Genomic DNA, 15,272 nt, shown 5'->3' with positions numbered 1-15,272 from the left:
CGCCGGGACACGGAACCCGGTGACCGAAGCCCCGGCTGACCTCCGACGGGTCGAGCGAGTGCCCCGGTTCGACCCGCCGGAGAGTCCACCCCGTCATCCCTTGCTCGGCCTGCGGTGCACGCGCAAGGGGGTCACACCATCGGCAAGCCTGCGGGCGACCAGCAGGAACGCCGTGTGCGCCACCATCCTGTGCTCCGGCCGCACCGCCATACCCACCGCGTGCCACGGACGGATCAGGGTCTCCCAGGACTGTGGTTCGGTCCAGCCCTGCTGTTCCCGCAGGGCCTCGGTGACCGTCGACAGCTGGGTCGTCGTCGCCACGTAGACGACCAGCACCCCGCCGGGAACGAGCGCCCGGTGCACGGGTTCCAGCGCCTCCCAGGGGGAGACCATGTCCAGCACCACACGGTCCACCTCGCCGCCGGAGTACTCGGTGACGTCCCCGACGTGCAGGGTCCAGTTGGCGGGGTGCTCGCCGAAGAACCGCACCACGTTGCGTTCCGCGTGGTCGGCGTGGTCGGAACGCACCTCCCAGGACTCCACCGTCCCGTGCTCACCGACGGCACGCAGCAGCGAGCAGGTCAGCGCCCCCGAACCGGCACCGGCCTCCAGCACCCGCGCCCCGGGACGGACGTCCCCCCACATCAGGATCTGGGCGGCGTCCTTGGGATAGATGACCTGCGCACCCCGCGGCATGGACAGCACGTAGTCGGACAACAACGGTCGCACGGCCAGATAGGACATCCCGCCGGTCGAGGAGACCACGGACCCTTCGGGCTGGCCGATCAACGCGTCGTGGGAGAGCACACCGTACTGGGTGTGATACTCGCCTCCCGGCTGGAGCACGATTGTCTTGCGTCGTCCCTTCGGATCGGTCAGTTGAACCCGATCCCCCGGCCCGAACGGCCCGTTGACGCTGCTCACCTGTGTCGAACCTCCCACGTGTACGCACGGTCCCCGATGCGGAGACGGCAGGCCATCCTGCCAGACACCGTGCCGAGCCCCGGCACGACTCAGGCGGTGCCGTGCCGGCGCGCCGCAGCCCGGAGTTCGGAGCGCCACAGCACCCCACAGGGTTTGCCGTCACCGTCCACCACCAGGAACTGCTTGGCCGCCGCCCCGTGCACCCGCTGCAACACGAGTTCCGGGGACTCGCTGTCCAGCAGCACCGTCTCCGGCCTGACCTCCTCGGCGGCCCGTTCGGCAGGTTCGGCGGGCGAGGACTCGGCCAGCCTGACCGCCTTGTCCCCGTCCAACAGCCCGACCGCGATCCCGTCGGCCCGCACCAGCACCACCCCGCGCCCGGCGGCGGCCAACAGGGCGTCCCCCACGGGGCTTTCCGCGGGCAACTGCAGCACCGGCCGCAACAGGTCACGCAGCTCCGCCCCGACGGGCCAGCGCTCACGCCGCCCCGAGGTGTACTCCGAGACCGCTCCGACGATCACGAACCAGGCCATCAGGACGCACACGGCCAGGCGCAGCCACCGCCCCTGCGCCTCGGTGAGGATCCCGGCGAGTGCCCAGCCGAGCAGCCCCACGGACACCACGACGGCCCCGATCACGGCCGCAACGGTGCCGTGATGGCGGTCCCCGGTCAGTCTCCAGACCAACGCCCGCAACATGCGTCCCCCGTCGAGCGGCAGCCCGGGAAGCAGGTTGAACACCCCGACGGCGAGATTGGCCACGCAGGTCTGGGCCACCAACAGCCACACGGCCCCGTGCGGCTGCAGGGCGAACCACCCGACTCCGGTGGACGCGGCCAGCGCCAGGGAGACCGCGGGGCCGGCCGCCGCGATCAGCCCCTCCCGGAAGGGGGTGGGAGGACTGCGGGAGATCTCCGAGATCCCCCCGAGCAGGAACAGTCTGATCCTGCGGACGGGCAGACCGAGCCGCAGGGCCACCAGGCAGTGCCCCAGTTCGTGCAACAGCACCGAGACGGCCAGAAACACGGTGAACGTGGTGGCCACCAGCGCACTGGCCCACACGCCCGCCCCGGGCAGCAGCTCTCCGACCAGCGGGGTGTACAGCAACACCACGACCGCGGCCCCCAGCCACCACGACGGAGACAGCAACACGGGAACACCGGAGACCCGGCAGAGGTGCAGTCCCCCCGTACCGTTTCCGGCTCGGTCGCCTGTGGCCATGACGAAAGCCTAGAACGCCCCGCGGCCCGGTTTCGCACCCGTGGCGTCCTTCCCGGTGTGTCGTACGGAAAGCGCGGGGCCGGTTGCGCCGGCGCGATGCCGTCCCGACGGGATTGGTCGCACGATCTCCGCCCGGAATCGACTAGGGTGCTCGTCCATGGCGCAATCGGTCCGCAACGCCCAACAGAACGGAAATGCCACCTCCCGGCCCGGGTCGGACCGGGAACCACAGCGCCGACCCGCCCTCTCCCCCTCCCGGGCGAGCGACTTCAAGCAGTGCCCCTTGTTGTACCGCTTCCGCGCGGTGGACCGACTGCCGGAAACCCCCACCCGGGCACAGGCTCGGGGGACGGTCGTGCACAGCGTGTTGGAACGACTTTTCGAACTGCCCGCCGCGCAGCGCAACCGGGCCACGGCCACCGACCTGCTCGCCCCGGCCTGGAAGGAACTCAGCTCCGAGCAGCCGGAGTTGACCGAGCTGTTCAGCGACGAGACCGAACTGGACGAGTGGCTGGAGTCGGCCGGACGACTGCTGGAGTCCTATTTCGAGTTGGAGGACCCGCGGCGGATCGAACCGGAGGCCTGCGAGAAACGCGTGGAGACCGAACTGGACAGCGGGGTGCTGCTGCGCGGGTTCATCGACCGCATCGACGTGGCCCCGACCGGGGAGATCCGCCTGGTGGACTACAAGACCGGGGCTGCTCCCCGGCAGCTTGGCGAGGCCAGGGCCATGTTCCAGATGAAGTTCTACGCCCTGGTGCTGTGGCGCCTCCGGGGAGAGTTGCCCAGCCAGCTGCTGTTGATGTACCTGTCCGACCGGCAGGCCCTGACCTACACTCCGGACGAGGCCGAGCTGACCGGATTCGAACGGACCCTGGAGGCGATCTGGCAGGCCATCCTGCGCGCGGGCCGCAGCGGCGACTTCCGGCCCAATCCCTCACGGCTGTGCGGGTTCTGCGACTTCAAACCGCTCTGCCCCGCGCACGGGGGGACGGCTCCGGAGTATCCCGGATGGCCGGAGCCCGAACCCGCCTCCGACGAGCTGCCCACGAAACGCGGCCGTGAGGACCTGCCGTGACAGCATCGGCGTCTTGAGCACACCCCGCTTCGGAAGGAAGACCTGGTGGACACATCCGCTGCCGAAGAGGCGTTCTACGAGCCGTTGGGCCAGGGACGCTACCGAGCCACCGAACACACCGTGGGCCCCTGGTCCGACAAGGCCCAGCATCTGGGCCCCGTGGCCGCGCTGCTGGTCCGTGGAGTCGAACAGCACACCGCGGAAAGCGGGCGCGGGGTCAGACGGGTGACCGTCGACGTGCTCGGGCCCGTCCCCGTGGACGAGGTCGAGGTCCGCTGCGAGGTCTCGCGTCCCGGCCGCTCCGTCGAACTCGTGACGGCGGAGATCTCGGCCGGTGGCCGGGTGGCGGCGCTGGCACGGGCCTGGCTGATGCGGCGCGCCGACACCACCGAGGTCGCCTCCGACGAGTCCCGCCGCCTGCCCGCGCCGGACTCGTGTGGGCCCATGCCGCTGCCCGCGGGATGGTCGGGAGGTTACGCGCGGGCACTCGACTGGCGGAACGCGAACACCTCGGATCCCGGACTCGGAGGCACCGCCGTCTGGGGACGCCCACGACTGCCGCTGGTCGCCGGGGAACGGACGAGTCCACTGCAACGGTTGTTCGCCGTCGCGGACTGCTCCAGCGGCGTGTCCAGCCCCCTGCCGTTCGAACGGTGGGCCTTCGCCAACACGGACCTGACGGTCCATCTGAGCCGGGATCCCGTGGACGAGTGGGTCGGACTCGACGCGAAAACAGCCATCGGTCCGGACGGGGCGGGCCTGACCCACAGCACCCTGCACGACGCCACGGGCCCGGTGGGGCGCAGCGCCCAGGCGCTGATGCCGAGCAGGGTCTGAGGGCTCCTCCCGGGCCGGTCCGCCGGCGGCGAACCGGCCACCGACGCGTGGGTCGGCGAGTTCAGTCCTCGTAGGGATCGTAGTTCGCGGCGTTCCCCACGGGAGCCCGGCTCGGATCGACCAGGGCGAACCGGGCCCCCGTGGGGTCACGCAGCACGGCGGCCCTGCCCAGCGCCGAGTCGTAGGGATCCACCCGTACCCGCCCGTGGGCACCCACGGCACGTCGTACCGCCTCGTCGGTGCCGACCTCCTCCGAAACACCGAGGTAGAGCAGCCAGTGCGGACGTGTCCGTGCGTCGATGTGCTCGCGCAGCATGCTCACCCTGGCCAACACCGACTCCTCGCCCAGGTACCACACCGAGTAGTCGAGGTGGTTCTCCGTGCCGAACTGGGCGTCTGTGTAGCCGAACAGGTCCTGGAAGAACAGGTCCGCCGTCTGCGCCTTGATCGTCACCAGCTCGGCCCACATGAGCGTTCCCGGCAGTCCCACGTCGAACTGCCAGGAGGCCTCGGGTTCCAGCAGACCGAACTCGGCGTTCGAGGGGCCCTCCAGCACGACCTTCGTTCCGACACCGTCGAGCTGACTGGGTGCGACCGTGACGCAGGCACCGCGCTCCACCGCCTGTTCACAGGCCGCCCGACAGTCCCCCGTGGCCAGGAACAACCGCCACTTGGCGTCCTCACCGGAGGCGGTGGTGCGCAGACTCGCCACGGGGAAACCCTCGTGCAGGGCCAGCAGGTGGTGGCCGCCCTCCGAGTCGTTGCGCTGTTCGTAACTCCACCCGAACAACGCGGCGTAGAACTCGCGGGCGCTGTCGACGTCGGGAGTCACCAACTCGATCCAACAGGGCATACCCGCGTACAGTTGCCACCTGGGCGGTGCCGCGCCCACAGGGACCACACCCATGAGAACCTCCCGAGCGGTTTCGCGATCCTCTGCCCCGGCATTGTCCCCCAGCCGGAACACACTGTGGGGTTTTTCGATCACGATCCGATCAAACCGTGCCGGTCGCACACCTTCCCGTGAGCGCCGGGAACCGTGTCCACCGGGAGGTCCCGGAGACGGGACGTGTGAGTCCGGAAGAGCTCACCGCGCCCGGAGTCCTCAGAGGTGGCGGTAGACGTCCCCGAGGGTGAGCCCCCGGGCCAGCAGGATCACCTGCAGGCGGTAGAGCAGCTGGGAGGCCTCCTCGGCGAGGTTCTCGTCCGACTCGTGCTCGGCGGCCAGCCACACCTCACCGGCCTCCTCCAGCACCTTCTTCCCCTGGGCGTGCACCCCGGCGTCGAGGGCGGCGACGGTGGAGGACCCCTCAGGACGGGTGCGGGCGCGTTGTTCGAGTTCGCTGAACAGCTCGTCGAAGGTCTTCACGAACTCGATCCTTGCATCCCCGGTCGCCGTCACCCACACCGGCCGTGGGAGCCACGGCACGGAGCGGGAGAACTCAACGCTCGTCGAACAGGGCGGCCAGCTCGGCGCTGTCGAGCCCTTCGAGGGAGTCCCGGAGCACGCACCCGGAAGCCGGCTCGAGAGGAACCTCGCAGGCCACACCGAGGACGGTGCACCCGGCTGCCACGGCCGAAGCGACCCCCGTGGGTGAGTCCTCCACCGCCACGCACTCCGCGGGGTCCACCCCCAACGCGCGGCAGGCACGCAGGTAGGGCTCCGGCTCGGGCTTGTTCAGGCCGTCGACCTCGTCACCGCAGACGGTCGCGTCGAAGGTGTCCGGTCCGATGGTGCGCAGGGCGATGTCGGTCAACGAACGAATGGTGGAGGTCACCAGGGCGGTGGGAATGCCCTGGGAGGTGATCTCACGCAGCGCCCTCTCGGCTCCCGGCCGCCACTCCAGATCGGAAGCCAACATCTCGGCCATCCGCGCCACGACCCACCGTCCGGCGGACTCGATCTCGGCCGCTTCCGTGGGCATCCCCAGGTCGGCCAGCAACAGCCGCATGCTGCGGGTCATGTTGGAGCCCACCATGCTGGCCCTGGCTGCCTCACTGATCTCGGCTCCGTGACAGGCGGCGAAATCGTCCATCGCCACCGTCCAGAGCTTCTCGGAGTCGACGAGGGTGCCGTCCATGTCGAACAGCACCGCCGCCGGCGGCGTGACGGCCTGCCTCCGAGGTTCACGCCTGGGACGAGGACCCGTCTCGGACATCGGCACCGGGCCTACCGCTCGGTGCTTTCCCCGTCGCGGATGACCGGGCACCACACGCCTCGCTCGTAGGTCATGGTCCCAGCCTAATGGTTCACGCACGGTAGGCGGCGTCCCGTGTGATCACGAACACCTCGGCACCGGTTCCCGGTGGAACCGGCCCCGGTGTCCGATCCGGCTCCACGCAGCCGTCGCGGGAGAACTCCCGGCCCGGTCGGCCCGCCCCCTTGACGTACTGCCGCGCCCGTATCCGTCGTCTCCTGAACAACCGACTACGGCGAGTACCCTGTTCCCCGTGACACCTCCACTGCCTGACTGGTTCGACCCCGAAGACGCCGTCCTGATCTGCGCCTTCGAGGGCTGGAACGACGGTGGCGACGCCGCCAGCACCGCCATCGAGCACCTTCAGCTCGTCTGGGACGCGACCAGCTGGACCGAGATCGACCCGGATCCGTACTACGACTTCCAGGTGTCCCGTCCCACGGTGAAACTCGTGGGGGGAGTGAGCAGGGAGATCGTGTGGCCGACCACCAGACTCTCGGTGTGCCGGCCGCCCGGGCTCGACCGGGACGTGGTGCTCGTACACGGTGTGGAACCGAACATGCGCTGGCGCGCGTTCTGTGCCGAACTGCTCGAACACGTCGAGCTGGCCGGAGCCGGGACCGTGATCAGTCTGGGGGCGCTGCTGGCCGACGCTCCGCACACCCGCCCCATTCCGGTGACCGGCACCGCCTACGACAACGCCTCGGCCAGTCGTTTCGGTCTGGAGCACTCCCGCTACGAGGGCCCCACCGGGATCGTGGGGGTCTTCCAGGACACCTGTGTTCAGGCGGGAGTACCCGCCATCTCCTTCTGGGCGGCGGTTCCGCACTACGTCTCCCAACCGCCCTCCCCCAAGGCGACTCTGGCGTTGCTGCACCGCGTGGAGGAGGTGCTCGACCTGGAGGTGCCCCTGCACAACCTGCCCGAACAGGCCGAGGAGTGGGAGAACACCGTCAGTGAGATGGCCGAGGAGGACGAGGACGTCCGCAACTACGTCCGGGCCCTGGAGGAACGGGGCGACGCCGAGAGTTCGCTGACCGAGACCAGCGGTGAGGACATCGCCGCCGAGTTCGAACGCTATCTGCGCCGGCGTGGCCCCGAGGATCCCGGAGGGAAGGGGCCGTCCGGCCCCACCTCGGCGTGAGTCCGGTCGGCGGAGGTGGCCGGTACCGTCGCGACACCGCACCGGCCACCTCAGCCGGACGAGCCCCGCCCTGTCTCGACAGCGACCGGGCTCGCGGACCCCGGTCAGTTCGGCGCCACCTCGGCCAGGTACCGCCGGCCCAGTTCCTCGTCGAGGAACCAGTCACCGAAGTCGGCGGGATCGTTGAAACCGTTGACGAACCGCTGCCGAACCGCCCTGTTCCGCTCCGCCCGCCTGAGGACGTCCATCATGTGTTCGGACGGCGGTTGCAGCATCGTGTTCGTCCAGGTGGTCACCGGTTCCACCACGGACCAGTAGCGTTCGAAGGTCCGCTGCATCCACTCCCGGTCGAACGGCCGGTCCCCGTGTTCGAGGATGCTGTCCAGGTACGATCTCGCGCACTTACTGGCGTTGTTGGAGCCCTGGCCGGTGATGGGGTCGTTGGCCACGACGACGTCTGCCATGCCCAGCACCAGCCCTCCCGAGGGAAGTTCCCCCACGGGGTGTCGGACCACGGGCGGGTACCCGCCGGCCAGTGTCCCCTGGGAGTCGGTCACCTCCGCGTTCCGGAAACGCTCGTGCTCCCAGGGAAAGTAGCGGCGCATGAGCTCCAGCATCCGCTGCCAGTGCTCCCGGGCGGGCGGACGGTCGGACCAGCAGTCCAGGGGCCCTCCCGGTATCCCCTCGAAGAAGGGGATCTCGCAGGGCCCACTCAGCGTCAGACCGGGAATGACGAACAGTTCGCCCACACCGGGGACGGCGTTGAAACGCACCGCGTCCATGTCGGGGTGTTCGGGCCTGCGTTCGGCGCCGTGCACATAACTCACCGACAGCACCCGCTGGGGAGTGCTGTAGGGGGAGCGACTCGGGTCCCGCCCGAAGAGCTGCACCAGTTCGCCTTTGCCCGCCGCCACGAGGACGAGTTCGTAGTGCCTGGTCAGCGAGTCCAGGTCCGAGGTGGTCACACCGTGGAAGACGACCTTGCCTCCGCGGTCCTCGAACAGTTCCAACCAGCCGGCCATCTTGATACGTTGGTCCACCGACTGTCCGTAGTGGTCCAGCTCGCCGACCCAGTCGATGGCGCGTCGTCCGTCGGAGTCGGCCACCGACACGCCGAGTCCCTCGATCCGGGGTGCCTGGTCCTCCCAGAGGTTGAGCTCGTACTCCCGTTCGTGTTGCAGCGCGGTGTGGAACATGGCCTGTGTGGACATGACGCGGCCACCGCGGATCTCCTCCGGGGTCCGTGCGGACATGATGGTCACGTCGTAGTCGTGCGCGAGCAGGCTGAGGCCGATCTGTAAGCCCGCCTGCCCCGCACCCACGATGAGGATCTTGCGCACCGCGTCCTCCTTCTCACCCGACGACATTTCCCCGCCACGGCCACGGTCACGCGGCGCCGTGGGTCACGTTCAGCCTCATGGTGTGCGTGACCAAGGCACGCAGCGTATCCACAGTGGACAATGAATCACGTGCGTCACAGGTAATCAAGGGAACGTCCGGGGCCAGCGCCAACGCCTCACGCACCTCTTCCAGGTCGTGGGTCAGCCTGCCGTCGAACAGGTTCACCGCCACCACGAACGGGATCTCCGAGTCGTGTTCGAAGTAGTTGATCGCCGCGAAGGACTCCGAGAGACGTCGGGTGTCGACCAGTACGACGGCACCGAGCGCACCCCTGGTCAGGTCGTCCCAGAGGAACCAGAAACGCGACTGGCCCGGGGTGCCGAACAGGTACAGCATGAGATCCGGGTGCAGCTGGATGCGCCCGAAGTCCATCGCGACCGTGGTGGTCGTCTTGTCCCCGTCGGGGTCGAGATCGTCGACGCCCTCACTGGCCTCGGTCATCCAGGCCTCCGTGTTCAGGGGTGCGATCTCGGACACCGACGAGACGAACGTGGTCTTACCGACTCCGAAGCCACCCGCGATCACGATCTTCGCCGAGAGCATCAGTTCGGCGTGGTCACGCGGAGAGCTTGTTGAGGCCATCGAGAATCCTCTCGAGGATGTTGTGGTCGTAACTGTAGGCCTGCCCGGTCGGGTGAATGAAAATCACCCCGTCCGCCGCCAGATCACTGACCAGCACTCGGATCACACCGAGCGGGATGTCCAGTGTGGCCGAAAGCTCGGCGAGCGAGACCGGGCTGCGAGCGTGCTCGTACACCGCACGGGACTCGGGCAGCAGCCTCTCGGCGACCTCGGGGTCGTACTCGGTGACCGAGATCATCGTCTCGACCAGGAGCTGGTGGCGTGTCCGAGTACGCCCACCGGTCAGGGCGTAGGGGCGCACCCGGCTGCTGCGCGTTTCCCGCTGGGTCTGTGCGTGTGTGGCCATGGGGGTTCCTTAACCGATCAGTCACTCGGTCGCCTGGCGGTGACCACCCGCCGCAGGTCGGCCCGAACCTCGGGGGTCAACGCGTGTCCGGTGTTCTCGACGAACTGGGTCATCTCGTAGGCGACCACCCGCATCTGTGCCTCCGAGGAAGTGAGCACGGCCAACCCGGCACCGCTTCCTATCCCCATGAACAGGAAGTAGCCGTGGTTCAACCTGATGATGATCTGCTCACAGGCCCCCTTGTCGAACAGGGCCGACCCGTTCTGGGCCAGGCTGAGCAGACCACTGGAGATCGCCGCCAACTGTTCGGCCTCGTCATTGGTGACCGAGGAGGACCCCGCCAGCGGAAGACCGTCCGCCGACAGGATCAACGCGTGGGTGACACCGTGCACTCTGCGCACGAAGTCGTCGACTAACCAGTCGAAGTTCGGGGGCTGGGCACTGTCTTCTGCAGCCGTCACTGCTGTGACCTCTCGGCGTCGTCGTTGTCGTCCTGACCGGCCTGTTTGGCCTCCCGCTCGCCTTCGGCGAAAGCACCCAGATCGGCCAACAGTTGCTCGTGGCTACGGCGCATGTCCACCCCCGTGCCCCGGTCCGTGGGGGCGGGGGTGTCCTGGCGGGCCGCCGAGGACCCCTTCAGACTCTGCGAAACCCTGCGCGGCAGTCCGTTCACGGTGGTCGAGGGCTCCGTCTCTCGTGGTCGCGGAGTCCGCTGGTCCTCGGAAGGCCAGGCCGGCTCCTCCGTGGCGGGCGGCGCGGACGTCCGTTCCGGTGGTTCGACCGGGCCGCTTCGGTCCTCCGTGCCTGAGGGGTTCCCAGTACGGGCTCTTCCCACCGGAGCGGCCGGAGTGAGGCGTGTTCCCGGGGTTCCGGAGGTCTCCTTCCCGCCGCCGCGGGAGTCCGATCGGTAACGTTCGTGCACCAAAGCGGACGGAAGCAGCACCGAGGCGGTGGTCCCGTGCGGAGCACGGCGGGACAACCACACCCGGATCCCGTGCCGGGCCGACAGCCTGCGCACCACCGCCAGTCCCATGTGTCGCACCGCCTCGCGGTCGAGCACGGGGGCACTGGCCAGCCGCTCGTTCAGCGCGGAGAGCCGCGCCGCGGGCAGGCCGATCCCCGAGTCCTCGACCCGCACCATGACACTTCCCTGCTCGGTCAGGTGCGCACTGACGGTCACCGCCGAGTCCGGTGGGGAATGGACCGTGGCGTTGTCCAGCAGTTCGGCCAACAACCGGCTGACGTCGTCGGCGGCCAGGCCGACCACGCCCAGCTCGGCCACCTTCCCGAACTCCACCCTGCCGTACTGCTCGATGGCCGACATCCCCGCGCGGACGACGTCGACCAGCGTGGCCGACTCCGGACGCGTTCCGCCCGCGTCCCTGCCCGCCAACACACGCAGGTTCTCCCCGTTGCGCCGCAGTCGTGTGGCGAGATGGTCGAGCCGGTAGAGGCGGTCCAGGGCTTCCGGATCGTCCTCCTCGGCCTCCATCCGCTCGAGCTGTTCGAGTAACGAGTCCACCAGGTTCAGGTCGCGCAGGGCCACACTGGAGCACACCCCGGCCAGCACGTCCTGGGTGCCGGACTCACGCGGGGAGGTCGGTCCGATGATCTGGGCCACGGTCTCGCGGGAACGCTGCAACAGCTGTCTGGTGGAGCCCTCCAACCGTTGTCTGGCCGTCCCCTCCCGCAACGTTCTGCGCGAACGTTCGAGCATCTCCCATACCCGACTCACCGTCCCACCTCGCAACCAAAGCGCGTAGCACCGATCCGGGCTCCGTGCGGACTCATGTCACAAGATCCAATCAGACCGGCGCGCAAGAGTGTACGACGCCCCTGGTTGGAGCAGAATGGCGAGTGCCGACGACATGATTCGTTTCAGTGGAGTTCACCGCAACGGAGCAGTCGGACACATATCGACCATGATTCGCCGAGGGGAACGGAAACGCAGCTCACCGCCTCACGAATGAGGACGGGAGCGCTTCGCGCCGAAAAGGGAGACACCGTGCGTGTCCGATTTTCCCGAAGAATCGGGCCCGCTTCCGAACAAGGAACACCGAGAGTGACCACTCGACGGGTCGGGCCCGGCACCCTTCCGGAAAAAGGTCCGGACACACCAAACGACTATCCCCGACCGTATTTCGGCAGGGAAAACAACACACCGAGCCGGTAAGCACCGTTCCGCGGGGATTTCCCGCTTTTCGGGAAAGCCGAATACCGACAGCGACGACAATTGTCACGCTGAGCGGTTCCCGCTGGAGGCTTCGGGAAACTCCGGACGAACTCGGAGTTTCCCGAAGATCCACGGCGGAAGGGTCACAACGCCACACCCAGCAGGGCGTCCACGGCGTCCCTGACCAAGGACGGACTCCGCGGATCACTGCCCTGCCCGCACAGGGCCTGCTCGACCCATTCGTCGACGGCACGCAACGCCGACTCGGTGTCCAGATCGTCGCCGAGCCGTTCCCGCATCCGATCCAGTGTGGTCCCGGCCTCCGGCCCCCGGTCCAGTGCCACGGCCTGTCGCCACCGCGCCAACCTCGCGGCCCCGGCCGTGAGCAGATCGGCGGTCCAGGAACGGTCACTGCGGTAATGCTGGCCCAGCAGAGCCAGCCTGATCGCCATGGGGTCCACTCGGTCGCCCCGCAGCCGGGAGACGAACACGAGATTGCCCTTGGACTTGGACATCTTCTGCCCGTCCAACCCCACCATGCCGGTGTGGGAGTAGTGCCGGGCGAAGGGATGCCGCTCGGTCAACGCCTCGGCGTGGGCCGCGCTGAACTCGTGGTGGGGGAACGCCAGGTCCGATCCTCCCCCCTGCAGGTCGAAGGCCATCCCCAACCGGTTGAGCGCGATGACCGAACACTCCAGGTGCCAACCGGGCCGACCCGCTCCGAGCTCCTCCGAGTCCCAGGAGGGCTCACCGGGGCGGGCCATCCGCCACAACAGGGCGTCGAGGGGGTCCTTCTTACCGGGGCGCTGCGGGTCACCGCCCCGCTCGGGAAAGACCTCGTTCATCTCGGCGAGGCTGTATCCCGACTCGTACCCGAGCCGGCCGGTGGCGTCCTTGTGGAAGTAGACGTCCGGGTACTCGTCGTCGACCCGGTAAGCCGCTCCCGAGGCGAGGAGCTCGGCCACGGCGCGCTCGATCTCGGGGATCGCCTCGACCGCACCGACGAAGTCGTGTGGAGGCAGCACGCGCAACGCGGCCATGTCCTCCCGGAACAACGCGGTCTCCCGCATCCCCAGCACGACCCAGTCCTCGTTGTCGTGCTCGGCCCTTTCCAGCAGGGGATCGTCGATGTCGGTGACGTTCTGCACGTAGTGCACGTCGTAGCCGTTGTCCAGCCACAACCGGTGCACCAGGTCATACGCCAGGTAGGTGGCGGCGTGCCCCAGATGCGTGGCGTCGTAGGGAGTGATTCCGCACACGTACATCCGTGCCTGCGGACCGGTCCCGACGGGTCTCACCTCGCCGGTCGCGGTGTCGAACAGGTGTAACGGCCGAGCCCTGCCGGGCAGGCCGGGAACAGAAACCGACGACCAGGGTTGCATGTGTTCGACCCTAGTCCCCGGCGTCGGGACCACGGCCGCGGGCCGCGCACCCCGCTGGGGCGTCACGGTCGCCGTCACCCTTCCCGAGGGCGGCCGTGCGGGCGCCTCACTCCGGAGCCGAGCGCGCGGACAACACCCACGTCTGCCCCACCGCGACCTCCCGGAGCCGCTGTCCCCGTCCGCCTGCCGCGGACCACTCCCGGCGTAACCGCTCCATCGGCTGGGCAACGGGTTCTCCGGTCAGCGCGAAGGTGCCCCAGTGCATCCCCACGAGCTCACGCGCGCCGAGGTCACGGGCCGCCCGCACCGCGTCCTCGGGAGTGAGGTGCACGGTCCGCATCACCTCGACGGGGTGGTAGGCCCCGATCGGCAGCAGGGCCGTGTCGATCTCCGGGAACCTCCGCCCGATCTCCGCGAAGAACGGTCCGTACCCGGTGTCCCCCGCGTGGTAGAGCCTCAGTCCGTGGAAGGTGGTCACCACCCAGCCGCCCCACAGACTGCGGCAGAAGTCCCACACCCCGCGTCTGCTCCAGTGCCGTGCCGGGACGAAGTCGCACCGGGTCGTGCCGAGCACGGTGGAGTCCCACCAGTCCACCTCCCGAACATCCGTGAAACCCCTTCGGGTGAACCAGTTGCCCAGTCCCAGCGGGACGAGCACCGTGGTCTCGCGGGGAAGACGACGTACCGTGGCCGCGTCCAGGTGATCGTAGTGGTCGTGGCTGATCAGCACCGCGTCCACCGGCGGCAACGCGTCGAAAGCCATCCCGGGAGGGCTCAGACGGGGCCGGACGAAGGGGATCCGCACCGACCACACCGGATCGATCAGCAGACACAGCTCCGGAGTACGGAGCAGGAAGGTGGCATGCCCGATCCAGGTGAGTGACACCTCACCCGGCCCGAGCTCGGGAAGTCGCCCCTCACAGCGGGGAACGAGCCGGCGGTCCAGCTCCGTACGACCGGTGCTGGTTCCACCGCGGTACCGCAGCACCTCCCACGGACGCGGAGGCGAACTCCGCAACCTCCCGACGAAACGTCCCCGGCACGGAACACCCCAGACCATCTCGACCGCCTCCGCACTGTGGAACCCACCGGTGAACACGCGACTCCGGGAGACTCCGAGCCTGCCATCCTCGCGCGAGGATTCGTAACACCTCGCCGGGTGAACCGCGCACCGACGCGGGCGGGGACACTTCAGAACGGCGGCCAGGGAATGGCGGGCCACTCCCCCGAGGGGGCCGGTAACACTCCCTGCTGCAACAGCCGGTCGATCCGGTCGGCGGTGGCCCGGATCTCCTTCGGGGAGACGTACTCGGCCAGCAGGGCCGCGAACGAGTCGTCCAGGCGGGCCCGTAACCGCCGTAGGTGCTCCACGGCGGACTCGCCCAGTGGCTGCCCCAGCCAGCCCCACAGCACCGTACGCAGCTTGTCGTCGACGTTGAGGCTCACCCCGTGGTCGATCCCCAGCACCCGCCCGTCGCCGGGGACGAGGACGTGGCCGCCCTTGCGGTCGGCGTTGTTGAGCACCACGTCGAGAATCGCCAGCCTGCGCAGCCCGGGATGGTCGGCGTGGGCCAGCACCAGCGGACTGCCCTCCTCGTCCCGGGCGTGCAGCACGCTCAGCCAGTCGGAGGGCACCTCCCGCGGCGGCAGCACGTCGACGAGTTCGGTGTCCTGCTCGGTGTCCACCCACAACTGGAGCATTCCCGGCCCGTACGGGGCCTCGTCCCGCCACCGGGTGGGCGGGACCAGCCCCCACCCGATCTCCTCGGAGAGCAGGTACGAAGCCACCTCACGCCCGGCCAGCGTCCCCTCCGGGAAATCCCACAGCGGCCTTTCTCCGCGTACGGGTTTGTACACGCAGTCGGCACGCACCCCTTCGTGCTCCACGGAACAGAGCAGGGTCGCGTTGGATGCCTCGACCAGTCGCCCCCGAACCTCGATCCGCCCGTTGGCCAACAACTCGGCGGCGACATCGTCGGAGAGCACG

At 68.8% G+C, this 15,272-nt stretch carries 16 protein-coding genes; 3 read left to right on the top strand and 13 right to left on the bottom strand.

Translation table 11 applies throughout. The features are described from left to right. Window positions 1-93: 93 nt before the first annotated feature. Complete coding sequence (locus ACTMO_RS0106155; RefSeq protein WP_019853794.1) at window positions 94-924, bottom strand: tRNA (adenine-N1)-methyltransferase; 831 nt, start codon at window positions 922-924, stop codon at window positions 94-96. A gap of 89 nt (window positions 925-1,013) precedes the next feature. Then, window positions 1,014-2,144, bottom strand: a complete 1,131-nt coding sequence (locus ACTMO_RS0106150; RefSeq protein WP_019853793.1) for a site-2 protease family protein — start codon at window positions 2,142-2,144, stop codon at window positions 1,014-1,016. Between the two features lie 157 nt (window positions 2,145-2,301). Between ACTMO_RS0106150 and ACTMO_RS0106145 the strand changes: the two genes are divergently transcribed. Then, window positions 2,302-3,222, top strand: coding sequence for a RecB family exonuclease (locus ACTMO_RS0106145; RefSeq protein ID WP_019853792.1), 921 nt, complete (start codon window positions 2,302-2,304; stop codon window positions 3,220-3,222). 45 nt (window positions 3,223-3,267) lie between these two features. Beyond that, window positions 3,268-4,059, top strand: coding sequence for a thioesterase family protein (locus ACTMO_RS0106140; protein WP_019853791.1), 792 nt, complete (start codon window positions 3,268-3,270; stop codon window positions 4,057-4,059). 61 nt (window positions 4,060-4,120) lie between these two features. Here the strand turns inward: ACTMO_RS0106140 and ACTMO_RS0106135 are convergent, their stop codons facing one another. The 3 genes from ACTMO_RS0106135 to ACTMO_RS0106125 form a co-directional block, all read right to left on the bottom strand. Beyond that, the gene (locus ACTMO_RS0106135) at window positions 4,121-4,966 is read right to left on the bottom strand and encodes a VOC family protein (protein WP_019853790.1); all 846 of its coding nucleotides are present in this window, start codon (window positions 4,964-4,966) and stop codon (window positions 4,121-4,123) included. Between the two features lie 198 nt (window positions 4,967-5,164). Further along, window positions 5,165-5,428 carry a phosphoribosyl-ATP diphosphatase gene (locus ACTMO_RS0106130; protein WP_026448934.1) on the bottom strand — a complete coding sequence of 88 codons (264 nt, stop codon included), beginning with the start codon at window positions 5,426-5,428 and terminating at the stop codon, window positions 5,165-5,167. Between the two features lie 73 nt (window positions 5,429-5,501). Continuing rightward, entirely contained in the window at window positions 5,502-6,218 is a 717-nt protein-coding gene (locus ACTMO_RS0106125; RefSeq protein ID WP_019853788.1) for an HAD family hydrolase, read from the bottom strand. A gap of 292 nt (window positions 6,219-6,510) precedes the next feature. Between ACTMO_RS0106125 and ACTMO_RS0106115 the strand changes: the two genes are divergently transcribed. Then, window positions 6,511-7,401, top strand: a complete 891-nt coding sequence (locus ACTMO_RS0106115; RefSeq protein WP_019853786.1) for a PAC2 family protein — start codon at window positions 6,511-6,513, stop codon at window positions 7,399-7,401. 104 nt (window positions 7,402-7,505) lie between these two features. Here ACTMO_RS0106115 and ACTMO_RS0106110 read toward each other — a convergent pair whose 3' ends face one another. The 8 genes from ACTMO_RS0106110 to ACTMO_RS0106075 all read right to left on the bottom strand — a co-directional run bounded on the left by ACTMO_RS0106110 (window position 7,506) and on the right by ACTMO_RS0106075 (window position 15,271). Continuing rightward, the gene (locus tag ACTMO_RS0106110; RefSeq protein WP_026448932.1) at window positions 7,506-8,741 is read right to left on the bottom strand and encodes a styrene monooxygenase/indole monooxygenase family protein; all 1,236 of its coding nucleotides are present in this window, start codon (window positions 8,739-8,741) and stop codon (window positions 7,506-7,508) included. A 46-nt stretch (window positions 8,742-8,787) separates the two neighbouring features. Next, on the bottom strand, window positions 8,788-9,384 hold the full coding sequence (locus tag ACTMO_RS0106105; protein WP_342670105.1) for a GTP-binding protein: 597 nt from the start codon (window positions 9,382-9,384) through the stop codon (window positions 8,788-8,790). Continuing rightward, window positions 9,359-9,730 (bottom strand): DUF742 domain-containing protein, encoded by a 372-nt coding sequence (locus ACTMO_RS0106100; protein ID WP_019853783.1) that lies wholly within the window; start codon window positions 9,728-9,730, stop codon window positions 9,359-9,361. Before ACTMO_RS0106100 ends, ACTMO_RS0106105 begins: the two co-directional genes overlap by 26 nt. A gap of 17 nt (window positions 9,731-9,747) precedes the next feature. Further along, on the bottom strand, window positions 9,748-10,191 hold the full coding sequence (locus tag ACTMO_RS0106095; protein WP_019853782.1) for a roadblock/LC7 domain-containing protein: 444 nt from the start codon (window positions 10,189-10,191) through the stop codon (window positions 9,748-9,750). After that, entirely contained in the window at window positions 10,188-11,447 is a 1,260-nt protein-coding gene (locus ACTMO_RS0106090) for a sensor histidine kinase (protein WP_019853781.1), read from the bottom strand. The genes ACTMO_RS0106095 and ACTMO_RS0106090 overlap by 4 nt, the downstream gene beginning before the upstream one ends. A gap of 599 nt (window positions 11,448-12,046) precedes the next feature. Beyond that, window positions 12,047-13,285 carry a cysteine--1-D-myo-inosityl 2-amino-2-deoxy-alpha-D-glucopyranoside ligase gene (gene mshC, locus ACTMO_RS0106085; RefSeq protein WP_026448931.1) on the bottom strand — a complete coding sequence of 413 codons (1,239 nt, stop codon included), beginning with the start codon at window positions 13,283-13,285 and terminating at the stop codon, window positions 12,047-12,049. A 106-nt stretch (window positions 13,286-13,391) separates the two neighbouring features. After that, on the bottom strand, window positions 13,392-14,384 hold the full coding sequence (locus ACTMO_RS0106080; protein WP_019853779.1) for an MBL fold metallo-hydrolase: 993 nt from the start codon (window positions 14,382-14,384) through the stop codon (window positions 13,392-13,394). 92 nt (window positions 14,385-14,476) lie between these two features. Continuing rightward, window positions 14,477-15,271: an SCO1664 family protein gene (locus ACTMO_RS0106075; RefSeq protein ID WP_019853778.1), complete on the bottom strand. Its 795-nt coding sequence runs from the start codon at window positions 15,269-15,271 to the stop codon at window positions 14,477-14,479. Window position 15,272: the final 1 nt, after the last annotated feature.

Origin of the sequence: Actinopolyspora mortivallis DSM 44261, assembly GCF_000384035.1 — a bacterium.
Taxonomy (GTDB): domain Bacteria; phylum Actinomycetota; class Actinomycetes; order Mycobacteriales; family Pseudonocardiaceae; genus Actinopolyspora; species Actinopolyspora mortivallis.
Note: the sequence above shows the minus strand (reverse complement) of the source record. Positions and strands in the feature narration are given on the sequence as shown.